This window comes from Streptomyces griseofuscus, from assembly GCF_014673495.1.
GTDB lineage: Bacteria > Actinomycetota > Actinomycetes > Streptomycetales > Streptomycetaceae > Streptomyces > Streptomyces murinus.
Window position 1 is genome coordinate 1,128,484 of record NZ_CP051006.1, and the last position, 25,438, is coordinate 1,153,921.

Annotated in this window: 20 protein-coding genes; 9 read left to right on the forward strand and 11 right to left on the reverse strand. The window is 73.7% G+C overall.

All coding sequences use genetic code 11. The features are described from left to right. The first annotated feature begins 2 nt into the window (after positions 1–2). The 3 genes from HEP81_RS04960 (at position 3) to HEP81_RS04970 (ending at position 2,851) form a co-directional block, all read left to right on the forward strand. A complete protein-coding gene (locus tag HEP81_RS04960; protein ID WP_037660609.1) occupies positions 3–1,184 on the forward strand; it encodes a cytochrome P450 in 1,182 nt (393 codons plus the stop codon). 57 nt (positions 1,185–1,241) lie between these two features. After that, positions 1,242–1,895: a M15 family metallopeptidase gene (locus tag HEP81_RS04965; RefSeq protein ID WP_037660606.1), complete on the forward strand. Its 654-nt coding sequence runs from the start codon at positions 1,242–1,244 to the stop codon at positions 1,893–1,895. Between the two features lie 62 nt (positions 1,896–1,957). Then, the gene (locus HEP81_RS04970) at positions 1,958–2,851 is read left to right on the forward strand and encodes a carbon-nitrogen hydrolase family protein (RefSeq protein ID WP_037660681.1); all 894 of its coding nucleotides are present in this window, start codon (positions 1,958–1,960) and stop codon (positions 2,849–2,851) included. Positions 2,852–2,881: 30 nt separating this feature from the next. Here the strand turns inward: HEP81_RS04970 and HEP81_RS04975 are convergent, their stop codons facing one another. The 7 genes from HEP81_RS04975 to HEP81_RS05005 form a co-directional block, all read right to left on the reverse strand. After that, positions 2,882–3,652: a thioesterase II family protein gene (locus tag HEP81_RS04975; RefSeq protein ID WP_037660604.1), complete on the reverse strand. Its 771-nt coding sequence runs from the start codon at positions 3,650–3,652 to the stop codon at positions 2,882–2,884. 79 nt (positions 3,653–3,731) lie between these two features. Further along, entirely contained in the window at positions 3,732–4,166 is a 435-nt protein-coding gene (locus tag HEP81_RS04980; protein WP_037660603.1) for a cold shock domain-containing protein, read from the reverse strand. Positions 4,167–4,252: 86 nt separating this feature from the next. Beyond that, positions 4,253–6,679, reverse strand: a complete 2,427-nt coding sequence (locus HEP81_RS04985; protein WP_037660600.1) for a glycoside hydrolase family 65 protein — start codon at positions 6,677–6,679, stop codon at positions 4,253–4,255. Continuing rightward, complete coding sequence (locus HEP81_RS04990) at positions 6,676–8,781, reverse strand: xanthine dehydrogenase family protein molybdopterin-binding subunit (protein WP_037660599.1); 2,106 nt, start codon at positions 8,779–8,781, stop codon at positions 6,676–6,678. Before HEP81_RS04990 ends, HEP81_RS04985 begins: the two co-directional genes overlap by 4 nt. Positions 8,782–8,838: 57 nt before the next feature. Continuing rightward, positions 8,839–9,834 carry an FAD binding domain-containing protein gene (locus HEP81_RS04995; RefSeq protein WP_037660598.1) on the reverse strand — a complete coding sequence of 332 codons (996 nt, stop codon included), beginning with the start codon at positions 9,832–9,834 and terminating at the stop codon, positions 8,839–8,841. Continuing rightward, positions 9,831–10,370: a (2Fe-2S)-binding protein gene (locus HEP81_RS05000; protein WP_037660595.1), complete on the reverse strand. Its 540-nt coding sequence runs from the start codon at positions 10,368–10,370 to the stop codon at positions 9,831–9,833. The genes HEP81_RS04995 and HEP81_RS05000 overlap by 4 nt, the downstream gene beginning before the upstream one ends. 112 nt (positions 10,371–10,482) lie before the next feature. Then, complete coding sequence (locus HEP81_RS05005) at positions 10,483–12,381, reverse strand: ABC transporter ATP-binding protein (protein WP_172637078.1); 1,899 nt, start codon at positions 12,379–12,381, stop codon at positions 10,483–10,485. 194 nt (positions 12,382–12,575) lie between these two features. Between HEP81_RS05005 and HEP81_RS05010 the strand changes: the two genes are divergently transcribed. Both HEP81_RS05010 and HEP81_RS05015 read left to right on the forward strand, forming a co-directional pair. After that, positions 12,576–13,550, forward strand: coding sequence for a lysylphosphatidylglycerol synthase transmembrane domain-containing protein (locus HEP81_RS05010; RefSeq protein ID WP_243279289.1), 975 nt, complete (start codon positions 12,576–12,578; stop codon positions 13,548–13,550). Positions 13,551–13,593: 43 nt separating this feature from the next. After that, entirely contained in the window at positions 13,594–14,352 is a 759-nt protein-coding gene (locus HEP81_RS05015) for a crotonase/enoyl-CoA hydratase family protein (protein ID WP_037660675.1), read from the forward strand. Positions 14,353–14,427: 75 nt separating this feature from the next. On the opposite strand, the gene HEP81_RS05020 is transcribed toward HEP81_RS05015, so the two are convergent. Genes HEP81_RS05020 through HEP81_RS05035 form a run of 4 tightly spaced genes read right to left on the reverse strand, consistent with a single transcriptional unit; the run spans position 14,428 to position 19,888 of the window. Further along, positions 14,428–15,699, reverse strand: a complete 1,272-nt coding sequence (locus HEP81_RS05020; protein ID WP_037660672.1) for a hypothetical protein — start codon at positions 15,697–15,699, stop codon at positions 14,428–14,430. A gap of 39 nt (positions 15,700–15,738) precedes the next feature. After that, complete coding sequence (locus HEP81_RS05025; RefSeq protein ID WP_190275946.1) at positions 15,739–17,016, reverse strand: NAD(P)/FAD-dependent oxidoreductase; 1,278 nt, start codon at positions 17,014–17,016, stop codon at positions 15,739–15,741. Next, positions 17,013–18,458, reverse strand: coding sequence for an FAD-dependent oxidoreductase (locus HEP81_RS05030; RefSeq protein WP_051850726.1), 1,446 nt, complete (start codon positions 18,456–18,458; stop codon positions 17,013–17,015). The genes HEP81_RS05025 and HEP81_RS05030 overlap by 4 nt, the downstream gene beginning before the upstream one ends. Next, a complete protein-coding gene (locus HEP81_RS05035; RefSeq protein ID WP_037663831.1) occupies positions 18,455–19,888 on the reverse strand; it encodes an FGGY family carbohydrate kinase in 1,434 nt (477 codons plus the stop codon). The genes HEP81_RS05030 and HEP81_RS05035 overlap by 4 nt, the downstream gene beginning before the upstream one ends. Positions 19,889–20,197: 309 nt before the next feature. Between HEP81_RS05035 and HEP81_RS05040 the strand changes: the two genes are divergently transcribed. From HEP81_RS05040 to HEP81_RS05055, 4 genes are all read left to right on the forward strand, one after another. Further along, complete coding sequence (locus HEP81_RS05040; protein WP_051850727.1) at positions 20,198–21,274, forward strand: hypothetical protein; 1,077 nt, start codon at positions 20,198–20,200, stop codon at positions 21,272–21,274. A 73-nt stretch (positions 21,275–21,347) separates the two neighbouring features. Further along, positions 21,348–22,859, forward strand: coding sequence for an amino acid permease (locus HEP81_RS05045; protein ID WP_037663832.1), 1,512 nt, complete (start codon positions 21,348–21,350; stop codon positions 22,857–22,859). A gap of 188 nt (positions 22,860–23,047) precedes the next feature. Then, a complete protein-coding gene (locus HEP81_RS05050) occupies positions 23,048–24,133 on the forward strand; it encodes a mechanosensitive ion channel family protein (protein WP_037663834.1) in 1,086 nt (361 codons plus the stop codon). Between the two features lie 800 nt (positions 24,134–24,933). Next, entirely contained in the window at positions 24,934–25,335 is a 402-nt protein-coding gene (locus tag HEP81_RS05055) for a DUF4186 domain-containing protein (RefSeq protein WP_037663835.1), read from the forward strand. Positions 25,336–25,438 lie beyond the last annotated feature (103 nt).

Here is a 25,438-nt window from a genome sequence, read left to right on the forward strand (position 1 = left end):
ACATGGACCCCGGCACCCTGCTGGCCAGGATCACCGACTACGCCAGCCGCCCCGACCCCTACCCCCTGTACGCGGAGCTCCGCGAGGCCGGCGCCGTCGTCCCGCAGGCCGACGGCAGCCTGCTGATCGGCGGCTATCACGAGGTCGCCGCGCTGCTGCACGATCCGCGGATGAGCGCGGATCCCCGCACCCGCGGCCTGGAGACCGCCAAGCCGCCGTTCCTGCGCCTGGACGATCCGGAGCACCACCGGCTGCGCACCCTGGCCATGCGGCCGTTCGGCCCGCCGCACACGCCGCACCGGGTGGACGGGATGCGCACCGAGATCGAGAACATCACCAAGGAGCTGCTGGCGCCGTTCGAGTCGGGCGGACAGGTCGATCTCGTGGACGACTTCGCCTATCCGCTGCCGGTCACGGTGATCTGCCGGCTGCTCGGGGTGCCGCACGAGGACGAACCGCTCTTCCGGGCCTGGTCGGACACGCTGGTGGCGTCCGCCGACGTACGGCCGGACGCCAGCTCGGCGCCGCGCGACGAGGCCGAGCGGGCCCGCCAGGAGATGGGCGGGTATCTGGTGGGCCTGGCCGAGCAGCGCCGGGAAGACCCGCGCGACGACCTCCTGTCCGCGTTCGTCTCCGAACCCGACCCCGAGTTGCGGCTCAGCCAGGAGGAACTGGCGCAGACCGCGGTGCTGTTGCTGATCGCCGGGCACGAGACCACGGTCAACCTCATCACCAACGGGGTGCTGACCCTGCTGCGCCATCCCGAGGAGCTGGACCGGCTGCGCCGCGAACCCGAGCTGATGCCGAGGGCGGTGGAGGAACTGCTGCGCTTCGAACCCCCGGTGCACATGCGCGAGCGCATCCCGCTCGCCGACTTCGATGTCGCCGGCACCACGCTCCCGCGCGGCTCCTCCGTGTTCCTGGCCCTGGCCGCGGGCAACCGCGACCCGCGCCGCTTCACCGATCCCGACCGCTTCGACCCGACCCGCGCCGACAATGAGCACCTCGGCTTCGGCTCCGGCATCCACCTCTGCTACGGCGCCCCGCTCGCCCGTCTGGAGGCGCAGTCCGCGCTGACGGCGCTGCTACCCCGGCTGGGCACGGCGGAACTGGTCGAGGACCCGCCGCCGTACCGGCAGAACGCCATGCTGCGGGGGCCGCGCCATCTGACGCTGAGGTTCTGACGACTGCGATGGCCCGAACCTCTCCCGGTGGCGGCGCGGGGCTGAGACGATCGGGCCATGGCAGAGATCATCTTGATGTCCGATCCGAAGGTCGCCGCCGTGCCCGTGCGGGAGTGCGGTGAGCGGCTGGTGGATGTGCGCCGTGACGGCCGGCTGCCGGTCGACGCGCGCAAGGTGGACGGGGGCGGTGCGTTCGCCCGGCTACGGGAGGGTGTGTTCGAACGGCTGCTCAAGGCACAGGAGTTGCTGCCCGAGGGGCTGCGGCTGCTGTTCGTCGAGGGGTACCGGCCGCCGTCCCTCCAGCGGCGCTATTTCGAGGAGTACAGCGCGGAGTTGAGCGCCGCTCACCCCGACTGGTCCGCCGAGCTGGTGCGTTCGGCGGCCAGCCGGTACGTCTCGCCGCCCGAGATCGCCCCGCACAGTGCCGGGGCGGCCGTCGATCTCACGCTGATCGACGCCGACGGCCAGGAGCTGGACATGGGAACGGCGATGAACGCCAACCCCGAGGACAGCGCGGGTGCCTGCTACACGGCGGCGGACAACATCAGCGACACGGCCCGCGCCCACCGTGACGTCCTGGGGTCGGCCCTGACCGCCGCCGGGCTGGTGAACTACCCCACGGAATGGTGGCATTGGTCGTACGGCGACCGGTACTGGGCCCTGACGACGGGGGCTCCGGCGGCGCTCTACGGGCCGAGGGAACTCGGGTAGCACGACGCGGGTGGAGCCGGCCGGAGCGAGCGCCGATGTTCCGCGTGCTCTATCGTGCCCCGATGGGCAGGAGCTTGCGGCTGGCGGTCGCGCAGAGCACGGTTCCGGAGGATCCCACCGACCCGGAGAATCTGCGGGCGAGCGGTCGGCAGATGCGGACGCTGCTGCGCGCGGCCGGTGCCGCCGGCGCGCGGCTGGTGCAGTTCCCGGAGGGGTCGATCACCTACCCCGGCAAGCACGTACTCTCGTCCGGCCCGCGCGGGACGCTCGCCGCCGCTGACTGGAGCCGGGTCGACTGGGAGGTCGTACGCGCCGAGGCGGAGTCCGTCGCCGACCTGGCCGGAGAGCTGGGCCTCTGGGTGGCGTTCGGAGCGCCGCATCCGCTGACGCCCCCGCATCGGCCGCACAACAGCCTGTATGTCGTCTCGGACAAGGGTGTGCTCGTCTCCCGCTACGACAAGCGGTACCTGTCGCACACCGAGGTCTCGCACATGTACACACCGGGCACTGAGCCACTGGTCTTCGAGGTCGACGGCATCCGGTTCGGCACCGCCCTGTGCATCGAGGTGAACTTCCCGGAAGTCTTCCACGAGTACGAACAGTTGGGCGTGGAGTGCCTCCTGGTCTCCGTCATGGTCGACGACGCCGCACGGGCGGTCGTCGCGCAGGCGTACTCGACCCTCTACAACTACTGGGTGGGCTACTCCGTCCCGGCCCAGTTCGGGGCGACCGCTCCCGCCGCGGTCTTCGCTCCCGGCGGACGACGGCTCGCGAGCTGCCCCGCCGACAGCAGCCCCGGCCTCGCGATCGCCGACATCGACCTCGACTCGCGGGACCCCGACATCGACGCGGCGCTGCGTCTTGCGCGGCCGTGGCGCAGGACCGCACGGGCGGGCCTGTACGAGCGCCATGTCGTCCGGGGAGACCGCAGGAGCGACACGCGGAGCGAGTTCTGAGCGGCGGGATCCGGCCGAGCTGTCGGCGGCTCACCGTACGGCGGCCGGGTCCTCCCCTGTCAGCCGGGCCCGCAGGAGATCCGCCAGTTCGGGGATCTGCTCGGAGAGATAGAAGTGGCCGCCGGGGAAGATCCGCAGGTCGAAGGTCCCGGTGGTGTGGGCGCGCCAGGCGTGGGCCTCCTCGGGGGTGACACGGGGGTCCGTGTCGCCGGTGAGGGCGGTGATGGGGGTGCTGATGACGGTGGAGGGCGTGGCCCGGTAGGTCTCGACGGCGGTGTAGTCGCTGCGCAGGGCCGGGAGGATCATCCGCACGATCTCCTCGTCGTCCAGCAGCCGGGCGTCCGTGCCGCTGAGCCGGCGCATCTCGGCGATGATGCCGTCGTCGTCCCGCTGGTGCACGTTCTCGCCCGCGTAGGCGGACGGGGCGCGGCGCGCCGAGGCGAAGAGATGGACGGGGCCCTCGCCGTCGCGTTCGAAGCGGCGGGCCACCTCGAAGGCGACGATGGACCCCATGCTGTGCCCGAAGAACGTCAACGGGCGGTCCGCGTACGGCTGGAGAGCCTCATGGGCGCGGTCCGCCAGCTCCGCGATGGTCTCGATGCCCTTCTCCGCGTGCCGGTCCTGCCGCCCCGGGTACTGCACCGCGACCACGTCGGCCGTGCCGCGCAGGGCCGCGGAGAGCGGGAAGTAGAAGGTCGCCGAGCCACCGGCGTGCGGGAAGCACACCAGCCGGGCGGACGCGTCGGGTGCCGGGTGGAAGCGGCGCACCCACGGGTCGCCGGTCGGGCAGGCTGTCGTCACGATGTGCTCCAGGGGCCGGGAGGAGGAGTACGGCGGGGTCCCTCGCGGGGTCGGCCGAGGGCGGCTCGGCCGGATCCGGTCAGGCGGTCAACCAGCCCTTTTCCCGGGCCAGTTCGACGACCCGCTCCCTGACCTGGCGGATCTGCGCGGCCGTGAGGGAGTCGACCGAGGTGACCAGGACCTCGGTCAGTTCGGTGCGGAAGCGGCCCGCGCCGGTGGCCTCACCGGACGGCGCGGCGGCGGGGCGCTCGGCGGTGGCGGCGCCGTCGGAGAAGACCGGGCGGTTGGGCAGGCGGTGCGAGGAGGGCTGGTAGACCAGCCGGATCTGGGAGGCCTTCGGGCCCTTCTCCCCCATCTCCAGGTGGAATTCGACCTCGCTGCCCTCGTGGTAGAGGTACTTCTCGTCCAGCAGGTCGTTCGCGTGCATGAAGACGTCCTCGCCCGGTTCGGCCGGGGCGATGAACCCGTATCCGCGGACCTCGTCGAAACGCAGCACCTTGCCGGTCATCAGCACAGCCCACACACCTCCAGCAACACCCGCACAACGTCAACGCTGGTGAACTTACACAGCTTCGGCCCCGGTTTCGACCCCCGAGGTCCTCACTCCGGCAGCACCAGCCGCACCGTGCGCCCCGGCCGCACCGTCACCACCCGGTCCGCGAGGCGTACGTCGATGGGTGCGCCCGCGGAGTCGGGCACGGCGATCTCCAGTTGCTTGCGGGCGAGCCGGACGCCGATCCCCCAGTGGCCGAGGTAGCGGATCGAGAAGCCGTAGGTGGAGACCTTGGGCAGCGGGACGGGGTCCAGCCAGAGGGCGCCGTCGCGGGTCTCCAGGCCGGTCAGCCCGCGCTGCACCAGATCGAGGGTGCCGGCCATCGCGCCGAGGTGGATGCCCTCGCCGGTGGTGCCGCCCTGGATGTCGGCGATGTCGCCGCGCAGCGTCTCCTGGACGTACCGCCAGGCGTCGGCGCGGCGGGCGCGGGTCAGGATCCAGCCGTGCACGAGTCCGCTGAGAGTGGAGCCGTGGCTGGTGCGGCCCAGGTAGTGGTCGACCGTCGCGGACCAGGTGTCCTCGTCGATGTCATGACCCAACTGCCGGAAGAGCGCGTGCAGTTCGCGGGGCGCGAAGAGGTAGGCCAGCATCAGTACGTCGGCCTGCTTGGACGCCTGGTAGCGGTTGACGGTGTCGCCCTCGGCCTCCAGGATCCGGTCCAGGCGCCGGATGTCGCCGTAGCGTTCGCGGTAGGCGCCCCAGTCGAGTTCGGCGAGGTCGCCGTAGCCCGCGAACTGGCTGATCACCCCGTCGTGCCGGGGCACATGGAGGGTGTGCGCGACCTCCGCCCAGCGGTCGGTCTCGCCCACTTCGAGGCCGAGGCGTTCGGTGAGTTCGCGGCGGCGCGGTTCGGGCAGGGTGCGCAGCAGGTCCAGGGCGCGGGCGAGCACCCAGGCGGCGGTGGCGTTGGTGTACGTGTTGTCGTCCAGGCCCGGCCGGTCGGCGCCGGGGTAGGCGTCGTGGTACTCGTCGGGGCCGACCACGCCCCGGATGCGGTGCCGGCCCAAGTGGTCGTCGTACACCGCGGAGTCGGCCCAGAAGCGGGCGATCTCCAGGAGCATCTCGGCGCCCTCGCCGGCGCGGAAGGCGCTGTCGCCGGTGGCCTCGCAGTACTGCCACACGTTGTAGGCGACCGCCGAGCCGACATGGTGCTGGAGGCGGGAGTGGTCGGGCAGCCAGCGGCCGGAGCGGGGGTTGAGATGGAGTTCCTGGGTCTCCTCGTGGCCGTCGCTGCCGCTCTGCCAGGGGTAGCACGCGCCGCGTCTGCCGAGCCGGGCCGCGGCGCGGCGGGCCGCGTCCAGGCGGCGGTGCCGGTAGCGGAGCAACCCCCGGGAGACCTCGGGCAGATGGAGGTCGAGGTAGGGCAGCACGAAGAGTTCGTCCCAGAAGACATGGCCGCGGTACGCCTCGCCGTGCAGTCCGCGCGCGGGGACGCCGACGTCCAGGTCGGCGGTGTGCGGGGAGAGGGTCTGGAGTACGTGGAAGAGGTGCAGCCGCAGGATCCGTCCGGCCTCGCCGGGCACGTCGAGGACGGTGCGGCGCCACAGCCGCGCCCAGGCGGCGCGGTGGGACTCCCGCAGCTCCGGGAAGCCGGGGGCACCGGCCAGCCGGTCGAGGGCCGCGCGCAGCGGGTCGCCGATGGCGGGGTCGTGGGAGGTGTGCAGGGCGACGGTCTTGTCGACGGTGACGGTACGGCCGGGGGTCAGGGTGAGGCGCGACGTCTGTACGGCGCGGCGGGGTTCGGCGGTGGCGGTGACGGGCGGTGGGGTGTCCGGAGGGTCCCCCGCCCCCGGGCCCGCTGGGACCCGCGTGACGGTGAGCCGGCTCGCGAGGGCGATGCGGATGTCGGAGGTGCGGGTGCGGCAGTCCAGCCACACGGTGGCGGCGCCGGCCGCCGCGGTGCGCACGTCGGTGAGATGGCGGCCGTCCAGATCGCGGTAGCGGGCGACGCCCGCGTTGGTGACATCGCCGTCGAGCGCGGCCTCGACATCCAGGTCCAGCACCGCGCCCTCGGTGGTGAACTCCGTGCGCAGCGCGGCCAGATGGGGGTCGCCGAGATGGACCAGGCGCGACTGCCGTACCAGCAGGGACCCATCGGGCCCGAGGCGGTAGCGGGTACGGCGCTCCAGCAGGCCCGCGTCGAGGTGCAGGGTGAGGTGGTGTTCGGTGACGGTGGCGGTGTCCGGGGTCAGCCAGTCGGCTCCGTCGGCCGCCGGACGGAAGCGCAGGGGCAGCCAGTTGGGCAGGTTGACCATGTCCTCGTTCTCGACCCGGCGGCCCGCGATCTCGGAGGTGAGCCGGTTGTAGAGGCCGGCCGCGTAGGTGCCCGGGTAGTGGAGCTCGTCGGCGGTGCACTCGGGCAGCGCGCCCCGGGTCGCGACATACCCGTTGCCCAGGGTGCACAGGGACTCCCGCAGCCGCTCGCGTTCGGCCTGGTAGCCGTCGTACTCCCAGGTCGGCCCGGCCACCGTCACCCCGCGACGGGCAGACCGGCGAGGATCCGGTCGGGGGTGAGGGGCAGTTCGCGGCAGCGGACGCCGGTGGCGTGGTGGACGGCGTTGCCGATCGCGGCGGCGGTGCCGACGATGCCGATCTCACCGACACCCTTGCTGCCCATGGGGTTGAGATGGGTGTCGTCCTCGTCGATCCAGTGGCCCTCGACGGCGGGCACATCGGCGTTCGCGGGCACATGGTAGGAGGCGAGGTCGCACTCGGGGAAGTCGCCGAACGCGGGGTCCAGGGTGCTGCCCTCGGTGAGCGCCATGCCCAGACCCATGATCATGGCGCCGGTGAACTGGGAGTGCGCGGTACGGGAGTTGAGGATGTGCCCGGCGGCGAACACGCCCAGCAGTCGGCGCACCCGGGTCTCGCCGGTGACGGTGTCGACGGCCACCTCGGCGAAGTGGGCGCCGAACGCGTGCCGGGCGTAGGGGACTTCGGCGTCGGCGCGGCCCGCGGTGTCGGCGTGCGCTTCGAGGCCGTCGGGGGGCAACGGGCCTTCTTCCACGGCGAGTCGGGCGGCCAGGTCGGCGCAGGCGTCGTGGACGGCCCAGCCCCAGGAGGCGGTGCCGGTGGAGCCGCCGGCCAGCCAGGCCGGGGGCAGATCGCTGTGCCCGATCTCGATGCGCACCCGGTCCAGGGTGGTGGCGAGGGTGTCGGCGGCGATCTGGGCGAGGACGGTACGGGCCCCGGTGCCGATGTCGGTCGCGTTGATCCGCACCTCGAAGGTGCCGTCGGGCAGGGCGCGCGCGGTGGCGGTGGCCGGGACGGCGGAGGCCGGGTAGGTGGCGGCGGCGACACCGGTGCCGAGCAGCCAGGGGCCCTCGCGGCGGGTGCCCGGGCGCGGATCGCGGTCCTCCCAGCCGAACCGCCGGGCCCCCTCACGCAGGCACTGCACCAGGTGGCGGCTGCTGAACGGCATGCCGGTGCCCGGCTCGTGCTCGGGCTCGTTGCGGATCCGCAGCCGCACCGGGTCCATGCCGAGCGCCTCGGCGAGTTCGTCCATGGCGGACTCAAGGGCGTACATGCCGGGCGACTCGCCGGGGGCCCGCATCCAGGAGGGGCTCGGCACATCGAGGGCGACCACGCGGTGGAGGGTGCGCAGGTTGGGCGTGGCGTACATGACGCGGGCGGGCACCGCGGCCTGCTCCACGAACTCCTTGACCCGGGAGGTCTGTGTGGTCACCTCGTGCACCAGCGCGGTCAGCCGGCCGTCCGGATCGGCGCCGAGGCGCAGCCGGTGCAGGGTGGGCGCGCGATGGCCGACGGTGGTGGGCAGCTGGCGGCGGGGGTAGGCGAGGGTGACCGGGCGGGCGGTGCGCAGGGCGGCCATGGCGGCGAGGATCAGGTCGGGGCGCGGGGTGCCCTTGGAGCCGAAGCCGCCGCCGACGTGCTCGCTGACCACGGTGACCTTGTCCTCGGGCAGCTCGAACATCTGGGCGAGCACGGCGCGTGCCGTCGTACCGCCCTGGCTGGAGGTGTAGACCGTGAGCCGGTCGTCGTCCCAGCGGGCCGTGGTCGCGTGCGGCTCCATCGGGTGGTTGTGCAGCGGCGGCACCCGGTAGGCGACGTCGACACGGGTCGCCGCGGCCGCGAAGGCGCCCTCGGGGTCGCCGTGCTCGACCCGGCCGGGCAGCCCGGCGTTGGCCTCCTCCGGTTCGTAGGCCCGCGGGTGGTCCGCGCTCAGTTCGATGTCGTACGGCTCGCTGTCGTAGTGGACGCGCACCAGGTGGGCGGCGGCCCGTGCGGTCTCCAGGGTCTCGGCGACGACGAGGGCGACGCACCAGCCCCGGTGCGGTACCCGCGGGTCCTGGAGCACGGCGAGGGTGGCGTCCTCGGGTTCGGCGACCCTGGGCGCGTCGCCCGGGGTGAGGACGGCGAGGACGCCCGGCAGGGCGCGGGCAGCCGAGCTGTCCACCTCGGTGACCCGGCCGCGCACCACGGCGGCGGGCACCGGCCAGGCGTGGGCGCGGCCGGGCTGCGGGTGCTCGGCCGCGTAACGGGCGGCGCCGGTGACCTTCTGCCGCCCCTCCAGGCGCTCGGCGGGAGCGCCGAGGACAGTGTCGGTGTGGGGCATGGGTCCTCCTGTGACCGGGTCGGGTCCTCTGGTTCCTCCTGTCACCGGTGGTGCGCGTCAGGCCACGGCGGGGGCCGGGGCGAGGCGGCCGAGGACGTCGAGGGCGAGGTTGCGGGCGAGCGGCACCTTGTACGCGTTCTCCTCCAGGGGACGGGCGGCGGCCAGTTCGAGGTCGACGGCGCGTTCGAGGGCGGCCGGGGTGGGGGCCGCGCCGCGCAGGGCCTCCTCGGCGCGCCGGGCCCGCCAGGGCTTGTGCGCGAGCCCGCCGAAGGCGAGGCCCACATGCTCGATCGCGCCGTCCGCGAGCCGCAGCACGACGGCCACGGAGGCGAGCGCGAAGGCGTACGAGGCCCGGTCCCGGGCCTTGCGGTAGGCGGAGGGCATCCCGGCCGTGGCGGCGGGCAGCAGCACGCCGGTGACGATCTCGCCGGGCCGGATCTCGGTGTCCCGCTCGGGGTGTTCGCCGGGCAGCCGGTGGAAGTCGGCCACGGGCATGCTGCGGGTGCCGTCGGTGCCGTACAGCTCGACCTCGGCGTCCAGCGCGGCGAGCGCGACGGCCATGTCGGAGGGGTGGGTGGCGACGCACCGCTCGGACCACCCGAGCACCGCGTGGTCGCGGTGGACGCCCTCCAGGGCGCCGCAGCCGCTGCCCGGATCGCGTTTGTTGCAGGGTTTGTCCAGAGCCTGGAAGTAGGGGCAGCGGGTGCGCTGGAGGAGGTTGCCGCCGGTGGTGGCCGCGTTGCGGAGCTGACCGGAGGCACCGGCGAGGAGGGCCTGGGAGAGCGCCGGGTAGCGGTCGCGTACGCGCGGGTCGGCGGCGAGGTCGCTGTTGCGGACGGTGGCACCGGCCCGCAGGGAGCCGTTAGGCAGTTCCTCGATGCCGTCGAGGGGCAGGGCGCCGACGTCGACGAGGAAGGCGGGCCGTTCGACGCCGAGTTTCATCAGGTCGACCAGGTTGGTGCCGCCGGCCAGGTAGCGGGCGCCGGGGTGGGCGGCGTAGGCCTCGGCGGCCTCCTGGAGCGTGGTGGGCCTGAGGTATCCAAAGCCGTTCACTCGATCACGTCCTCCACCGCGGCGACGATGCCCGGATAGGCGCCGCAGCGGCACAGATTGCCGCTCATGCGCTCGCGGATCTCGGGCCGGTCCAGCGCGACGGGGCGCCCGGAGGGGGCGGCGGGGTCGGTGACATGGGAGGGGTGGCCGGCCGCGGCCTCGGCGAGCATGCCGACGGCGGAGCAGAGCTGGCCCGGGGTGCAGTAGCCGCACTGGAAGGCGTCGCGGTCGAGGAAGGCCCGCTGCAACGGATGCGTTTCCTCGCCGTCGCCGCCCAGGCCCTCCACGGTGGTGACCTCGGCGCCGTCGAGGGTCACCGCCAGCAGCAGACAGCTGTTGAGCCGCCGCCCGCCGGCCAGCACGGTGCAGGCACCGCACTGGCCGTGGTCGCAGCCCTTCTTGGCACCGGTGAGCCCCAGGTCCTCCCTCAGCAGGTCCAGCAGGACACGGCGGTGGTCGACGTACAGGGTGTGTGGCTTGCCGTTCACCCTCAGGGTGATCTCCGATCCCGGAGCGGGCGCGTTCTCGCTGGTCATGGGCGTGGGCCTTCCGGACGAGCCGTGGTGCCGTGCGCTCCGCGTATCCAGGTTCACCGGGCTCACACGTACGGGCCGGGGCGGGACCCTCCCTTACGGGCGGCGCGGGGCCTCAGACCGCCCCCACCTCCGTCTCCGCGCCCACCGCCTCCCCGGCCCCCTGTGCGAACTGCGTCCGGTACAGCTCGGCGTAGCGCCCGTCCGCCGCCAGCAGTTCCTCGTGCGTACCCCGCTCCGCGATCCGGCCGGACTCGATCACCAGGATCTGGTCGGCGGAGCGTACGGTGGACAGCCGGTGGGCGATGACCACGGCGGTGCGGCCCTCCAGCGCCTCGGTGAGCGCCTCCTGGACGGCGGCCTCGGAGGTGTTGTCCAGATGCGCGGTGGCCTCGTCGAGAATGACGACACGCTGGCGGGCCAGCAGCAGCCGGGCGATGGTCATCCGCTGGCGCTCACCGCCGGACAGCCGGTAGCCGCGCTCCCCGACGACCGTGTCGAGACCGTCGGGCAGGGACCGTACGACCTCGGCGAGACGGGCCCGGCCGAGGGCGTCCCACAGTTCCTCGTCGGCGGCACCTGGGCGGGCGAGCAGCAGATTGGCGCGGACGGTGTCGTGGAAGAGGTGGCCGTCCTGGGTGACCATGCCGAGCGTGGCCCGCAGCGAGGCCGCCGTCACCTCGCGCACGTCCACCCCGCCGACCCGTACGGCACCCTCGTCGACGTCGTAGAGCCGCGGCAGCAACTGCGCGATGGTGGACTTCCCGGCGCCGGAGGAGCCGACGAGGGCGATGGTCTGTCCGGGTTCGGCGCGGAAGGAGATGCCGTGCAGGACCTCGGTGCCGCCGCGGGTGTCGAGGGCGGCGACCTCCTCGAGGGAGGCGAGGGAGACCTGGTCGGCGGCCGGGTAGGCGAAGCGGACGGCGTCGAACTCGACGGCGACCGGGCCCTCGGGCACCTCGATCGCGTCCGGCTTCTCCTCGATCAGCGGCTTCAGATCCAGCACTTCGAAGACCCGCTCGAAGCTGACGAGCGCGCTCATCACCTCCACCCGGGCCCCGGCGAGCGAGGTGAGCGGGGCGTAGAGGCGGGTCAGCAGCAGGGCCAGCGAGACGACGGCCCCGGCCTCCAGAGTGCCGCGCAGCGCGAACCAGCCGCCGAGGCCGTAGACGAGGGCGAGCGCGAGGGCGGAGACCAGGGTGAGGGAGGTGATGAACACCGACTGGGCGGTGGCCGTGCGCACCCCGATGTCCCGGACCCGGGAGGCGCGCGCGGCGAACTCCGCCGACTCCTCGTCGGGGCGGCCGAACAGCTTGACCAGGGTGGCGCCGGGCGCGGAGAACCGCTCGGTCATCCGGGTGCCCATGGCCGCGTTCAGCGCCGCCGCCTCCCGCTGCATCCGGGCCATCCGGCTGCCCATGCGGCGCGCGGGCAGCACGAAGACGGGCAGCAGTACGAGCGCGAGCAGGGTGATCTGCCAGGACAGGGTCAGCATCACGGCGAGCGTGAGCAGCAGGGTGACCAGGTTGGTCACCACGCCGGAGAGGGTGTTGGCGAAGGCCCGCTGGGCGCCGATCACATCGTTGTTGAGGCGGCTGACCAGCGCTCCCGTGCGGGTGCGGGTGAAGAAGGCGACGGGCATGCGCTGCACATGGTCGAACACGGCCGTTCTGAGGTCGAGGATGAGTCCCTCGCCGAGCGTGGACGACAGCCGCCGGCCGAGGATGCCGAGCCCGGCCTCCGCGAGGGCGACCAGCGCGATCAGCAGGGACAGGCGGACCACGGTCCCGGAGTCGTGCCCCGAGACGATGGCGTCCACGACATGTCCGGCGAGTACCGGGGTCGCCACGGCGAGCAGGGCGGTCAGGACCCCGAGCAGGACGAAGCGGATGATGCCGGCGCGGTGCGGGCGGGCGAAGGCGGCGATGCGGCGCAGCGTGGCGCGGGCGAGAGGACGGCGGTCGGCCTGCGCGTTCATCACGCTGTGCAGCTGCGTCCATGCGGTGGTCTCCATGCTCATGAGGAGAAGGTAGAACCTCAAGCTTCGTTGAGGTCAAGGTCCGAGGCTTTTCACCCGCTCCGGCGTCCGTCGACCGGGGCGCCCCGACGAACCGGACGGCCCCCATGGCCCCGCAGACCACTGCCCGTAAGCCGCCGTCCCCGATCGCGCCACCCCCCGTTGGGACGGCGCCGGGACCCTCTGCGGATGTGACTGCCGTCCCCGCTTCCCCGCTGTCCCGGGCACGACTCCGCCGCCGCGTGCCCGTCCGGCAGACGCTGTGCCTGCTGCCGCTCGCGCTGGTCGCCGTGGCCGCCGTACGCAATCGCTCGCTGCTCACCGCGGGCTTCGGGCAGTTGCGTACCGCGTCCTGGCCCTGGCTGCTGGCGGCGGCCGGTGCCACCTGTCTGACCTGGGTGGCGGCGGCCGTCACCCGGCAGGGCGCGGTGGTCCAGGCGCTGCCCAGGGGACGGTTGCTGGCCACCCAGTTCGCGGCGGCCTCGGCCAATCATCTGCTGCCCACCGGGCTCGGCGCGGGCGCGGTGAACCTGCGTTTCATGACCGTGTGCGGGGTGCCGCCGGCCCGCTCCTCGGCCGCGCTCGCGCTGTATCTGCTGGCGGAGAGCGCGGGCCGGCTCGGGCTGCTGGCGGCCCTGCTGCTGGTCTTCCCGGACGCGCTGCGGCTCGGCCCGCTGCTGCCGGGCGGTTCGACGCTGCCGCTGCTCCTGTGCGCGGCCGGGCTGCTGGTGGCGGTGGTGGTCGCCGGGGCGCTGGTACGACCGCTGCGCGTCCGGGCCGCCGCGTTCGTCCGGGACGCCGTGGGCGAGGCGTGTTCCGTGCACACCCGGCCGGTCCGCGCCCTGGCGCTGTGGGGCGGGTCGCTGGCCTTCCCGGCGCTCCAGGCGGCCGGGCTCGCCGCGGTCGGCCAGGCACTGCGGCTGCCGGTGCCGCCCGCCCATATGGCGCTCGCCTATCTCGCGGCGACCGTCGCGGTGGCCCTGGTGCCGACCCCGGGCGGGCTCGGTTCGGTGGAGGCCGCGCTGATCGTGGCCCTGGTCGCGGTCGGCGGTCCGGCGGCGCCGGCCACGGCGGTGGTGCTGGCCTATCGGATCATCACGGTCTGGGCGCCGCTGCTGCCGGGGGCGCTGACCCTGGGGGCACTGGTGCGGCTGAAGGTCATCTGAGGCAGAGTGGCCCTCCCAGCCGTCTGGAGAGGGAGTGCCCGCCGTGCCGGTCCGTGTGGAGCGCGAGGAGTACGTCACCACCGTCGTCCTGTCCCGGCCCGCGGCCCGCAATGCCGTGGACGGTCCGACGGCGGCCGAACTCGTCGCCGCGTTCCGTGCGTTCGAGGCGGACGAGAAGGCCCGGGTGGCGGTGTTGTGGGGCGAGGGCGGCACGTTCTGCGCGGGGGCCGATCTGAAGGCGATCGGCACCGAGCGGGGCAACCGGGTGGCGGCGGACGGCGACGGGCCGATGGGTCCGACCCGGCTGCGGCTGTCCAAGCCGGTGATCGCGGCCGTCGCCGGGCACGCGGTGGCGGGCGGCCTGGAGCTGGCCCTGTGGTGCGATCTGCGGGTGGCCGAGGAGGACGCGGTGTTCGGGGTGTTCTGCCGCCGCTGGGGGGTGCCGCTGATCGACGGCGGGACCGTACGGCTGCCCCGGCTGATCGGGACGAGCCGGGCCATGGACCTGATCCTGACCGGCCGGCCGGTGCCGGCGCCCGAGGCGCAGGCGATGGGGCTCGCCAATCGTGTGGTGCCGACCGGCACCGCGCGCGCCGAGGCGGAGGCGCTGGCCGCGGAGATCGCCCGGTTCCCGCAGGCGTGTCTGCGCAGCGACCGCGCCTCGGTCCTCGACCAGGAGGGGCTGTCGGAGGAGGCGGCGCTGCTCGGTGAACTCCGCCATGGCGCGGGCGTGTTGGCGCAGAGCGCGGAGGGCGCCGCCCGGTTCGCCTCGGGGGCGGGGCGGCACGGCTCGTTCAGCTGAGTCCGCCGCATATGGGCACGCCGCACACGAGCACGCCACATCTGGGCACGCCGCACACGAGCCTCCCCCTCACGGTCACTCCTCGGGCAGTCCGGCGTAGGCGCGCAGTGCGTCGCGCGGGGTGGGCAGGCCCCAGGAGCGGACGATGCCGCAGAAGTTCGCCCACTGCCAGGTGGCCCTGTCGCGTTCGGCGAGGACCCGGACCAGGCGGCGCTGTGCTTCGGTCAGCTCCGTGAAGGCGCCGGGTCCCTGCGGTCCGGGCTCGCCGAAGGCCAGCCGGAGCGCGGCCGTGGCGACGGGGAAGCTCGCCGGGCCGGTGGTGGCGGCGAGTCCGTCGGTCACCGCGTCCAGGGCCTTTCGCGGGTACCGGTCCCCGAGCAGGGTGAGGGAGGCGGCGGAGTAGCCGCGCAGGTCGCCCTCGTGGAACGGGACCCGGGTCTCGTCGGGCCCCGGCTCCTCGGCGCCGGAGACGAGTGCGGCCAGCACCTCGGCGGTGACGGCCGCCTCGACGCCCCTGCCGCCGAGCCGGGCCAGCGCGGTGGCCGCCGCCCAGCGCACCACCGGTTCCCCTGTGGCGAGGAACGGCCGCAGTCGGAGCGCCGGTTCGGGGCCGGACCCGTCGTCGCCGAGCAGCCCGATGGCCACCAGTGCCGTGGCCAGGGCGCCCGGCTCGCGTTCCTCGTCCAGCCTCGCCAGCAGCCGCGGCAGGATCTCCCCGGCCGCCTCCGGGAACCAGGCCAGCACATAGGCCGCGCCCGTGCGTACGGCCGCGTCCGCGTCGCCGAGCAGGGGCAGCAGGGCGGGGACGCCGGCGCGCACCGCGTCGTAGGCACCAAGTTCCGCGGCCAGAGCCTCCAGTTGCCGGTCGTGGTCGTACATGTCGCGACGGAACTCCCGCATCCGCCGCTCCTTGTCGTCGCTCGCCGCCCCGACCCAGGCGTCGTACTCGGCGCGTATCGCCTCCGGGTCCTGTGCGCGGACCTCCTCGACGGCGGCCCGCCACTCGGTGATCGCGATCCCACCGGGCAGATGGACCTCGTCGTAGCCGATGGCGAGGGCGGCCAGCAGCTGGAGGCACCCGGCACGGTCGGGCAGCTGGGGGTCCGCGGCCATGCGGACCAGGAACGGCACCGCGGCGGCCGTGGCCGGGTAACGGCTGCCCTGGTGGAAGATGTTGCCGTACAGCTCGTACAGGGCCTCGCGGCGCCGCTCCTCGTCCGGGGAGCACAGCGCGCCCAGCAGTCCGGGCACGTCGTCGGCGGGGCCGTAGGCGTGCGTCAGCGCGGACCAGTCGACGGCGTCGAGGCCGGACAGCGCGGCGGTCACCGGAGTGTTGATCTCAGTCACGATCGCACTGTCGCACACGCCACTGACAACGCCCCGGGCTCAGCCCGCGCTCACCCGCACTTCCCCGCCCTCGGGGTCCACCCGCCCGTGCCAGGACACACCGAGCGTCAGGGTGCGGTGCGGCTGGGCGGTGCGGACCCCTAGGCGGGCGCGGTGCAGCAGGCGGCCGTCCTGGTGGACGTACAGGACGAGGCGGGGCAGGGGGGCTTCGATGCGCAGGAGATGGGGCGGGGGCGGGGCGGCGGCCGGGTGGCTGCGGTCGGGGGTGAGGAGATTGGGGGTGAGGCGGTTGGGGGTGATCCAGCGCAGTGGCGACTCGACGGTGACCGGGATCCCGGGGTGCGGCCAGGGGGCGCCCGCCAGGTGGCGGAGGACGGCGGCGGCCGCCCTGGCTCCCTCGCGGGCCGCGGTGCCGGCGGGCTCCACGGCGTGCAGGAGGTTTCCGGCCGCGAAGACGCCGGGGCGCGAGGTGTGGAGGGCGGTGTGCACGGCGGGGCCCCGGGTGCCGGGGTCGAGGTCGAGGGCGCCGCGCCGGGCGAGTTCGTGGTCCGGGACGAAGTCGCCGGTGAACACGACGGTGTCGCAGGGCAGTACGGTCGTACGGCCGTCCCGATGGCGGACGCGGACGCCGGACAGCCGCCCGTGGCCGAGGAGTTCGGTGACCGTGGTGTCGGTCAGCAGCGGAACGCCTTGGACCAGTCGGGCCGATCGCGCGCGGGCGGGGCTCGTACGGGCCCGGGGGTGTTCGGTGACCAGTGCGACGACCTCGGCACCGGCCGTGCGGACGGTCCGGGCCGCCGCGTACGACACGTCCCGCGCCCCGACCACGACCACCCGGGTGCCGATGCGCTGCCCGAACAGGTGGACCGCCTGCTGGAGTTCACCGGTGGTGTAGACACCGGCGGGCCGGGTGCCGGGCACCAGGCGGGCGGCGCGGGGGCGTTCGCGGGCCCCGGTGGCGAGGACGACGGCCCGCGCGGCGAGGGCCTCCGGTCCTTCCGGCCCGACGGTCAGCAGCACGTTCGTACCGCAGGTGGCCGCAACTTCCCAGTCCAGCACGGTGGTTCGCGTCCTGACCACCGCGCCCGCCCGCTCGGCCGCCGCCGCGAGCAGATGGGCGTAGCTCGGTCCGGTCAGCGGGCGGGTCCAGGTGCCGAAGCCGCCGTGGGCGCAGTGCCGGGGCACTCCCCCGGGCCGCGTCTCCCGCTCCAGGACCTCCACGCGTCCGGCTCCTGCGGTGGCGAGCCGGGCCGCCGCGGCGAGACCGGCGGGCCCGGCGCCGACCACGAGGACGTCGACCTGCCGTACCGCCGTCATGCGCGCCCGCTCCCGCCCTGCCGTTCGAGCAATTCCCTTACGGCCGCCCCGCAGTAGAACCCCTGGCAGCGGCCCGCCCGCGCCCGGGTGCGGCGGCGCAGGCCGTCCGGGCCGCGGGGCGGGATCGGACCGGCGAGGGCGTCGCGGATCTCGCCGAGGGAGACCCGCTCGCAATGGCAGACGAGGGTGCCGTAGGCGGGGTCGGCGGCGATCAGTTCGGGACGCTGGTGGGGGCGCGGGAACGCCTCGCCGAGGTTGGGCATGGGCACCGGCTCCAGATCGCGCTCGGGACCGAGGTCGAGGCCGCTGTCGGCGAGCAGTCCGGCGATGTGCTCGGCGATGGCCAGGGAGGCGGTCAGACCGGTGGAGCGGATGCCGCCGACGGTGACGTACGACCGCTCGGGGTGCGCGGCGATCCGGTAGTCCTCCTGCCCGGTGGCCGCGCGCAACCCCGCGTAGGCGGCGATGACTTCCTCCTCGACCAGCGCGGGCAGGACCCGGCGGCCCCGCTCGCGCAGCAGGGCGATGCCCTCGGCGGTGGTGCCGGTGGCCCGCTTGTCGTCCAGGTCCTCGGCGGTGGGGCCGAGCAGCACCTTGCCGTACACGGTGGGGGCGACCAGAACTCCCTTGCCGAGCGCGGTCGGTACGGGCAGCAGGATGTGCCTGACCAGTGGGCGGGCGAACGTGTCGAACACCAGGAGCTGGCCGCGACGCGGGGTGACGGTGAAGTCCTCGTGTCCGAGGCGGCGGTCGAGGGTGTCGGCGCCCAGCCCGGCCGCGTTGACGAGGTGGCGGGCGCGGAGGGTGCCCCGGGAGGTGTGCAGGTGATGCCCGCCGTCCCAAGTGGCCTTTTCCACAGCGGCGTTCAGGTGCAGTTCGACTCCGGCGCGGACGGCCTGGGTGGCGTACGCCAGGGTGGTGGTCCAGGGGCAGATGATGCTCTCGCCGGGGATGTGCAGGGCGCCGAGCGCGCCGGGACCGAGATGCGGCTCACGCGCGTACAGCTCCGCTCCGCTCAACAGGCGTGCTTCGTCGCAGAAGTTGGCTGTCGCCTTCGCCGCGAGCCCGGGCAGGGCGGCGAGTTGCTCCTCGTCCCAGGCGACGAGCAGCGCCCCGACGGGTTCGACGGGGATGCCGGACTCGGCCGCATAGGTGGCGAGTCGGGCGTGTCCCTCCCGGACGAGCCGGGCTTCCAGGGTGCCGGGTACGGCGTCGAACCCGGTGTGCAGGATCGCGGTGTTGGCCTTGGAGGTGCCCTGGCCCACATCGTCCTGCGCCTCGATCAGGGCGACGCTCAGGCGGGGGTGGCGGGCGAGTCGGCGGGCGATGGCGCAGCCGACGACTCCGGCGCCGACGATCGCGATGTCGTACGGCCGGTCGGGCAGGGCGCCTTCGACGGTGACGGTCGGGGGCCCCGGGAGCGGATCCCTGGCGTCCTTCATGAGCCGGGCAGGGCGGCGACGGCCGCGCGGAAGCGGGCGCGGCGTTCGGCCGCCAGGTCGGCCGGGATGCGGGGCTCGTACACGGCGGCGGGGCGCTCCTCGGGCAGGGCTTCGGCGATGCCGAGGGCGGGGTCGGCGCCGAGGCGGGCGAGGGCGGCTGCGCCGAGCGCGGTGGCGTCGGGCAACGCGGAGACCTCGACGGGGAGTTGCAGCAGATCGGCCTGGGTCTGCATGAGCAGCGCGGAGCGGGTGAGACCGCCGTCGACGCGCAGCGTCCGGAGCGGGGTGCCGAGGTCGGTGGCGGCCGCCTCGGCGAGTTCGGCGACCTGGGCGGCGATGCCCTCGCACAGGGCGCGCACCAGATGGCCGGCGGTGGTGTCCAGGCCGAGCCCGGTGAGGGAGCCGCGCAGTTCACCGCGCCACCAGGGGGCGGCGAGTCCGGCGAGGGCGGGTACGAAGGTGACGCCACCGCTGTCGGGGACGGCGCCGCCGACCGGGTCGAGGTCGGCGGCGGAGCCGATGACCCCGAGGTCGGCGAGCCAGCGCACCGCGGAGGCGGCCGTGTAGACCTGCCCGTCCAGGCAGTAGCTGGCGGTCCCGCCAAGCCGCCAGGCCACGCAAGCGACCAGTCCCGAGTCGCCGCGCCGGGGGCGTTCGCCGGTGTGGGCGAGCAGGAACGCGCCGGTGCCGTAGGTGCACTTGGCGGCGCCGGGGGCGGTGACCCGCTGGGCGAGCAGCGCGGCCTGCTGGTCCACGATCAGCCCGGTGAGCGGAATGTCGTATCCGAACTCCCGGGTTTCCCAGATCGGTTGGGCCACATCGGTGATGTCCGGGAGGGGTTCGCCGGTGAGGCCGTAGAGGTCGAGGGCGCGAGGGGACCAGCGGACGTGGTCGAGGTCGAGGAGCTGGGTGCGGCCGGCGGTGGCGGCGTCGGTGACGAAGGCGCCGGTGAGGCGGTGCACCAGCCAGGCGTCCGAGGTGGTGACGACGCCCTCGCGGGTGAGATGGCGACGGATCCAGGCCATCTTGGGCGCGGCGAAGTACGGGTCCAGGGGGAGGCCGGTGAGATGCCGCAACTCCTCGCGCTGATGGTCGAGTTCGGCGCAGACGGTCTCGGCGCGGCGGTCCTGCCAGACCAGGGCGTCGGTGAGCGGGCGGCCGGTCGCGGGGTCCCAGGCGAGGACGGTCTCGCCCTGGTTGGCGAGGCCCAGGGCGACGACGGGCTCACCGGCCTCGGCGAGGGCGCTCCGGCCGGCCGTGAGCACCGAGTCGTACAGCGCCTCCGGGTCCACCTCGACCAGTCCGCCGGGCCGGTGCCGGGGGCGGACCTCGGCGTATCCGGTGCCGAGGACACCGCGCTCCGGGCAGACCACCAGGGCCTTGGTGCCGGAGGTGCCCTGGTCGACGGCGAGTACCGGCCCCGCCGTCACGCCGGTCCAGCCGTCCGCCGCTCCGGTACGGCCGTCCGGCGCGCCGCCCCTGTCATGCGTACCCTCCCGCGCCCGGCACCAGAGATCACCGCGTCAGCCTGCCGCCGTGCGCATCCGGCGTCAAGCCGACCCGAGGCGGACCGATGATCTGCCGACTCGCCCGGCTGGCTCATTGAGTTGGCAACAATGGTGAGGCTGAACCACCACCCCTATAGTGGCCGCCGACCACCACGCACCGCCCAGGGGAGGGCTGTTGCCACCTCATTCCGCCGCCTCGTCCGTGCGTCATCGGCTCCGGGGCTTCGGCTGATGGCACGCGAGGGAGCGAGACCCTCCTACGATCCGGCAGGACCCGACCACGCCCTGCGCGCGGTGCTCCAGGAGTTACGCACCGGGCGCTGGGTGGCCATGCGCACCCTGCTCGCGGAGACCACCGAGTGGTGGCTGTGGACCCAGCGCACCCAGATCCTCGCGGCCGCGGCCGCCGGCAGCGATGTGGTGCGCGCCTGGCTCGCGGAGGAGCCGGACAGCGCCCACGCGGCGGTGATGCGGGCCCGGATCGGCGTGGAGCGGGCGTTACGGGCCCGCCGCGAACGGCATCTGCGGGCCCATGAGTTGTGGATCGAGGCGTGGGACACCGCCGAGACCGCCACCCTGCTCGCGCCGCGCGATCCCGTGCCCTGGATCTGTCTGCTCGCCCTGGCCCAGCTGGACCCCGAGCAACGCTGGGCGGAGCACCGGGCGGACCCGCCCGAGCCGCATCTCGTGCCGGGCCCCTGGGGACTGCTGGCCGAGGCCGCCGAGCGTGACCCGTTCAACCGCGAGGCGCATCACCGGATGCTCCAGTTCCTCTACGCGCGAGGCGGCGGAGGCGATCGTACGGGAGCCCCGGCCGACGACGACTCCAACAGGCTGACGGACGCGGCGGGTTACGCCCGCTGGGCGGCGGCGGGGGCCCCGCCCGGATCGGCGCTCCATCTCCTCCCCCTGTACGTCCGTGTCGAGCGCCATCGCCGCGCGCGCCGCCCCGACACGCACTGGGCCACGGACGCGGCCGTCGAGGAGGCGCGGTCCGCCCTGCACTCCTGGTTCGAGCCCGCGCCGCCCGGCCGGCGTGCGCAACCCGACCTGAACCATCTGGCGCACGCCCTGTGGGGAGCCGGTCAATTCACGTGCGCCGACCGGGTGTTCGAGGCGATCGGCCCGTACTTCGGCCCGCCGCCCTGGATGTACCGCGTCCAGAACGGCGACCGCGCGGTGGACGTGTTCACCCGGGCCCGGGACCACTGCCGTGCCCTGGCCGGCGACGCCGCCACCGGCGTCCGTGGCAAAGCCTGCGCCGAATCCTGCACCGAGCCTCGCGCCTGCACCGGAACCCACCCCTGAGCCCTGCCCCTGAGCACCCCGACCGTCCCGACGTCCTCCCGAACCCCCAGGTCCCCACCCCCGGAGGTCCCCCATGTCCCCATCCCCAGAGCTGCCCCAGCAGGACGAAGAACGGCGGCTGCGCGAGCTCGGCTACCGCCCCGTACTCGCCCGCCGCATGGGCGGTTTCGGCAATTTCGCGATCAGCTTCTCCGTGATCTCGATCCTTTCCGGCTGTATGACCCTGTACGGGTTCGGACTGAACACCGGCGGGCCCGCCGTGATGCTGTGGGGCTGGGCGGGCGTCGGACTGTTCGTGCTGTGCGTCGGGCTCGCGCTCGCCGAGGTCACCAGCGCGTATCCGACCTCGGGTGCCCTGTACTACATGGCCGACCGGCTGGGCGGCCGCCGCTGGGGCTGGTACACGGGCTGGCTGAATCTGCTCGGGCTGCTCGGCGCGATCGCCGGGATCGACTACGGCGCCGCCCTGTTCACCGGCGCGTTCGCCAATCTCCAGTGGGGCTTCGTGCCGACGCCGAACAGGACGATGCTGATCTTCTGCGCCATCCTCCTGCTGCACGCGGTGCTGAACCTGTTCGGTGTCCGCGTCGTCAGCGTGCTCAACTCGGTCAGCGTCTGGTGGCACCTGGCGGGCGTCGCGCTGATCGTCGGCGCGCTCGCGATCGTGCCCGACCACCACCGGTCGCCGTCCTTCGTGTTCACCACGTTCGTCAATGGGACCGGCTGGTCGAACCCGGTCTACGTCGCGGCGATCGGCCTGCTGCTCGCCCAGTACACCTTCTCCGGCTACGACGCCTCCGCCCATCTGTCCGAGGAGACCTCGCGCGCCTCGGTGTCCGCCGCCAAGGGCATCGTCCGGGCCATCTGGGTGTCCTGGCTCGCGGGCTTCGTCCTGCTGGCCGGGCTCACCTTCGCCATCCAGGACTACGACGCCACGCGCACCACGGCCACCGGGGTGCCGCCCGCGCAGATCCTGCTCGACGGCCTCGGCACCGGCGGCGCGAAGGCACTGCTGCTGGTGGTGATCGTGGCCCAGCTGTTCTGCGGGAGCGCCGAGGTCGCGGCGGCCAGCCGGATGGTGTTCGCGTTCAGCCGGGACGGCGCGCTGCCCGGCTCCCGGCTGTGGCGCACGGTCAGCGGCCGCACCCAGACCCCGGTGGCCGCCGTATGGCTGTCGGTCGGGGTCGCCGGGGTCCTCGCGCTGCCCTCGCTGTACTCGGCGACGGCGTACAACGCGGTGACCGCCATCAATGTCATCGGCATCACCCCCGCGTACGCCATCCCGGTGCTGCTGCGGCTGCGGGCGGGCGACCGGTTCCGGCGCGGGCCCTGGCATCTGGGCCGGTGGAGCAGGCCGGTCGGCTGGGTCGCGGTGGTCTGGGTGGCATGTGTCACGGTCCTGTTCTGTCTGCCGCAGTCCTCGCCGGTCACCGTCGGCACGATGAACTACGCGGCCGTGGCGCTGGCCGTCGTCCTCCTTCTCGCCAGCGTCTGGTGGTACGTCGCCCGCCGCTCGTACGGCACCCCGATCGCGGCGTACGGCAGCGACCGCGACCAGGCCGAACTCGCCGAGGGCATCATCTGATCGGGGCCCCGGGGTTCCAGCGGACCGGGTGGTAGGGCGTGTTCCGGATACGGCAGGATGAACGCTCGTGCCGGTCACCGGAGTTCCGGGGCCGGCACGTTCGTACTTCCCGCACATCGAGCAGGTGACAACGTGACGAGACCTCCTGTACGGCCCTCCGCGCAGACTCCGGGTTCCGGGGGTGACCGGTGAACCGTGCGCTGACCCTGGACGACGCGGCGGTGGCCGGTATCGCGGTCGCGGCGGGCCTGGTGGCCGCCTTCCTCTCCCGTTCGCTGCTGCGCTGGCTGGCCAAGCACGCCAAGCGGACCCGCTGGAGCGGTGACGACATCATCGTGGACGCGCTGCGTTCGATCGTGCCGTGGGCGCTGATCGCGGCGGGTGTGGCGGCCGCGGCGGTCGTGCTGCCGCTCACCAGGTCCGTGCAGCATCACACCGATCAGGTGCTGGAGGTGTGGCTGATCCTCGTGGCCACGCTGTCCGCGGCGCGGGTCATCACCGGTCTGGTGCACACGTTCACGCAGTCGCGCTCGGGGGTGGCGGGCTCGGCGACCATCTTCGTCAACATCACCCGGGTGCTGGTCCTGGCGATCGGCTTCCTGGTGGTGCTCCAGACGCTCGGGATCTCCATAGCGCCGCTGCTCACCGCGCTGGGCGTCGGCGGTCTCGCGGTGGCGCTCGCGCTTCAGGACACCCTCGCCAACCTCTTCGCGGGCGTCCACATCCTGGCGTCCAAGACGGTCCAGCCGGGCGACTACATCCAGCTGAGCAGCGGTGAGGAGGGGTACGTCGTCGACATCAACTGGCGTCAGACGACGGTCCGCCAGCTGTCCAACAACCTGGTGGTGATCCCGAACGGCCAGCTCGCCAAGGCCAATATGACCAACTACACCAGGCCCGAGCAGCGGCTCACGGTGCCGGTGCAGGTGGGGGTGAGCTACGACGCCGATCTGGAGCAGGTGGAGCGGGTGACCGCCGAGGTGGTCGTGGAGGTCATGCACAAGGTGCCGGGCGCGCTGCCGGACCATGAGCCCGCGATCCGCTTCCACACCTTCGGCGACTCCCGCATCGGCTTCACGGTGATCCTCGGCATCGGCGAGTTCAGCGACCAGTACCGGATCAAACACGAGTTCATCAAGCGCCTGCACCGCCGCTACCAGGAGGAGAACATCCGCATCCCCTCCCCGGTCCGCACGGTCGCCATCCAGCAGGGCTCCTTCACGATCCCGCAGCAGCGAACCGCGGGGGAACCGGCACGGGAGACCGCCGAGTAGGGATCCCGGCCGCCGACGGAAGCGGGGGCGCGCCGCCATCACGGACGGGGACGGGGGCCCGTCGCTCGTGACGCGGCGCGGGAGGCGCCGAGCGGGGGGGCCGACTGCCGACCGGGGCAGGGACACGCCATGGCTGCGGACGTGTACCGGGCCGTCGCTCACAAAGTCCGGGGGCCCGCGCCCGGCATCGATCGCAGAAGCGAAGTCCTGCCTCCGCAGCGGGCGCCGACCGCACGGGCACGAGTCGTCGCCGCAGCGGGCCGGAGACGAAAACCCGACCGCCGAGGCCGGGGCGGGCCACACACCGACGACGGAAGCGGAAGCCGGGAACGAAGGCCGAGGGCGCCACCGGAACGGGGGCCGCAGGCTCGCGGAGATCGGGGCGGGCGGCGCGGCGCGGCCCGCTCGAAAGGCGGAGCCCGGCCCCGAAGCAGATCACCCACACCGCAGCGCGCCGAAGACGACGACGGACCACCGGTGCCGGACGAGCCGCGCACCGGCGGCCGCGGCGAAAGCCGTCCCCGGGCGAGGAACCGCTCGCCGACGGACGCGAAGCTCGGGCCCGCAGCACAAATTCCGCCACACATGCCGGATCCGGCTCCCCTGGAGCAACGGCCGGATACAGGAGCCGAGGCGGCCCGGGCGCGAGGGTCGACGCGCGGGCGGGCCCGGGCGGGGGCCGCGCCCGCAGGCCGGGTGGCGGAGGTGGCCGCCGGGCTGGATACGGAGGCCTGTCGCCGAGGCACAAGCACCCCGGCACCCCGCACGATCCCCGCCCCACCCCGTACCCTCGTACCGATATGACCGTTTCACCCGACCCCCGCTCCCTCGATCAGCGGCTCGACGAGCTCGCCCGGCAGCCGTTCCGGGCCCGGTTCCGGCTGCGTGGGCCGGAGCGGGTCACCGCCGAGGAGAAGGGGGCGGCCACCATCAGGTGGCACGCCTATGACCTGGTCGCGAAGCGGCTCGCGCCGGCCGAGCCGTACAAGGACGGGAAACAGACGCCGTACCGGGGCCACCCCGTCTTCGTGGCGCAGCACGCGACCGCCACCTGCTGCCGGACCTGCCTGCTGCGCCTGCACGGCATCCCCAAGGGACGGCAGCTCAGCAGGGCCGAACACCTGTACGCCGTGGAGGTGATCTGCCGCTGGATCGAGCGCGAGCTCACCCGCGGGCCCGGGGAAACAAGCGGAGGCGACTGACCAGGTGAGCGGCCGGTCGGCGAAAAACAGCGGCCCCGGACGCCACCCCTGTCGAGCCCGCCCCCGGCACGAGATATCTTGATGTCGAGCAATGTTGCAGACG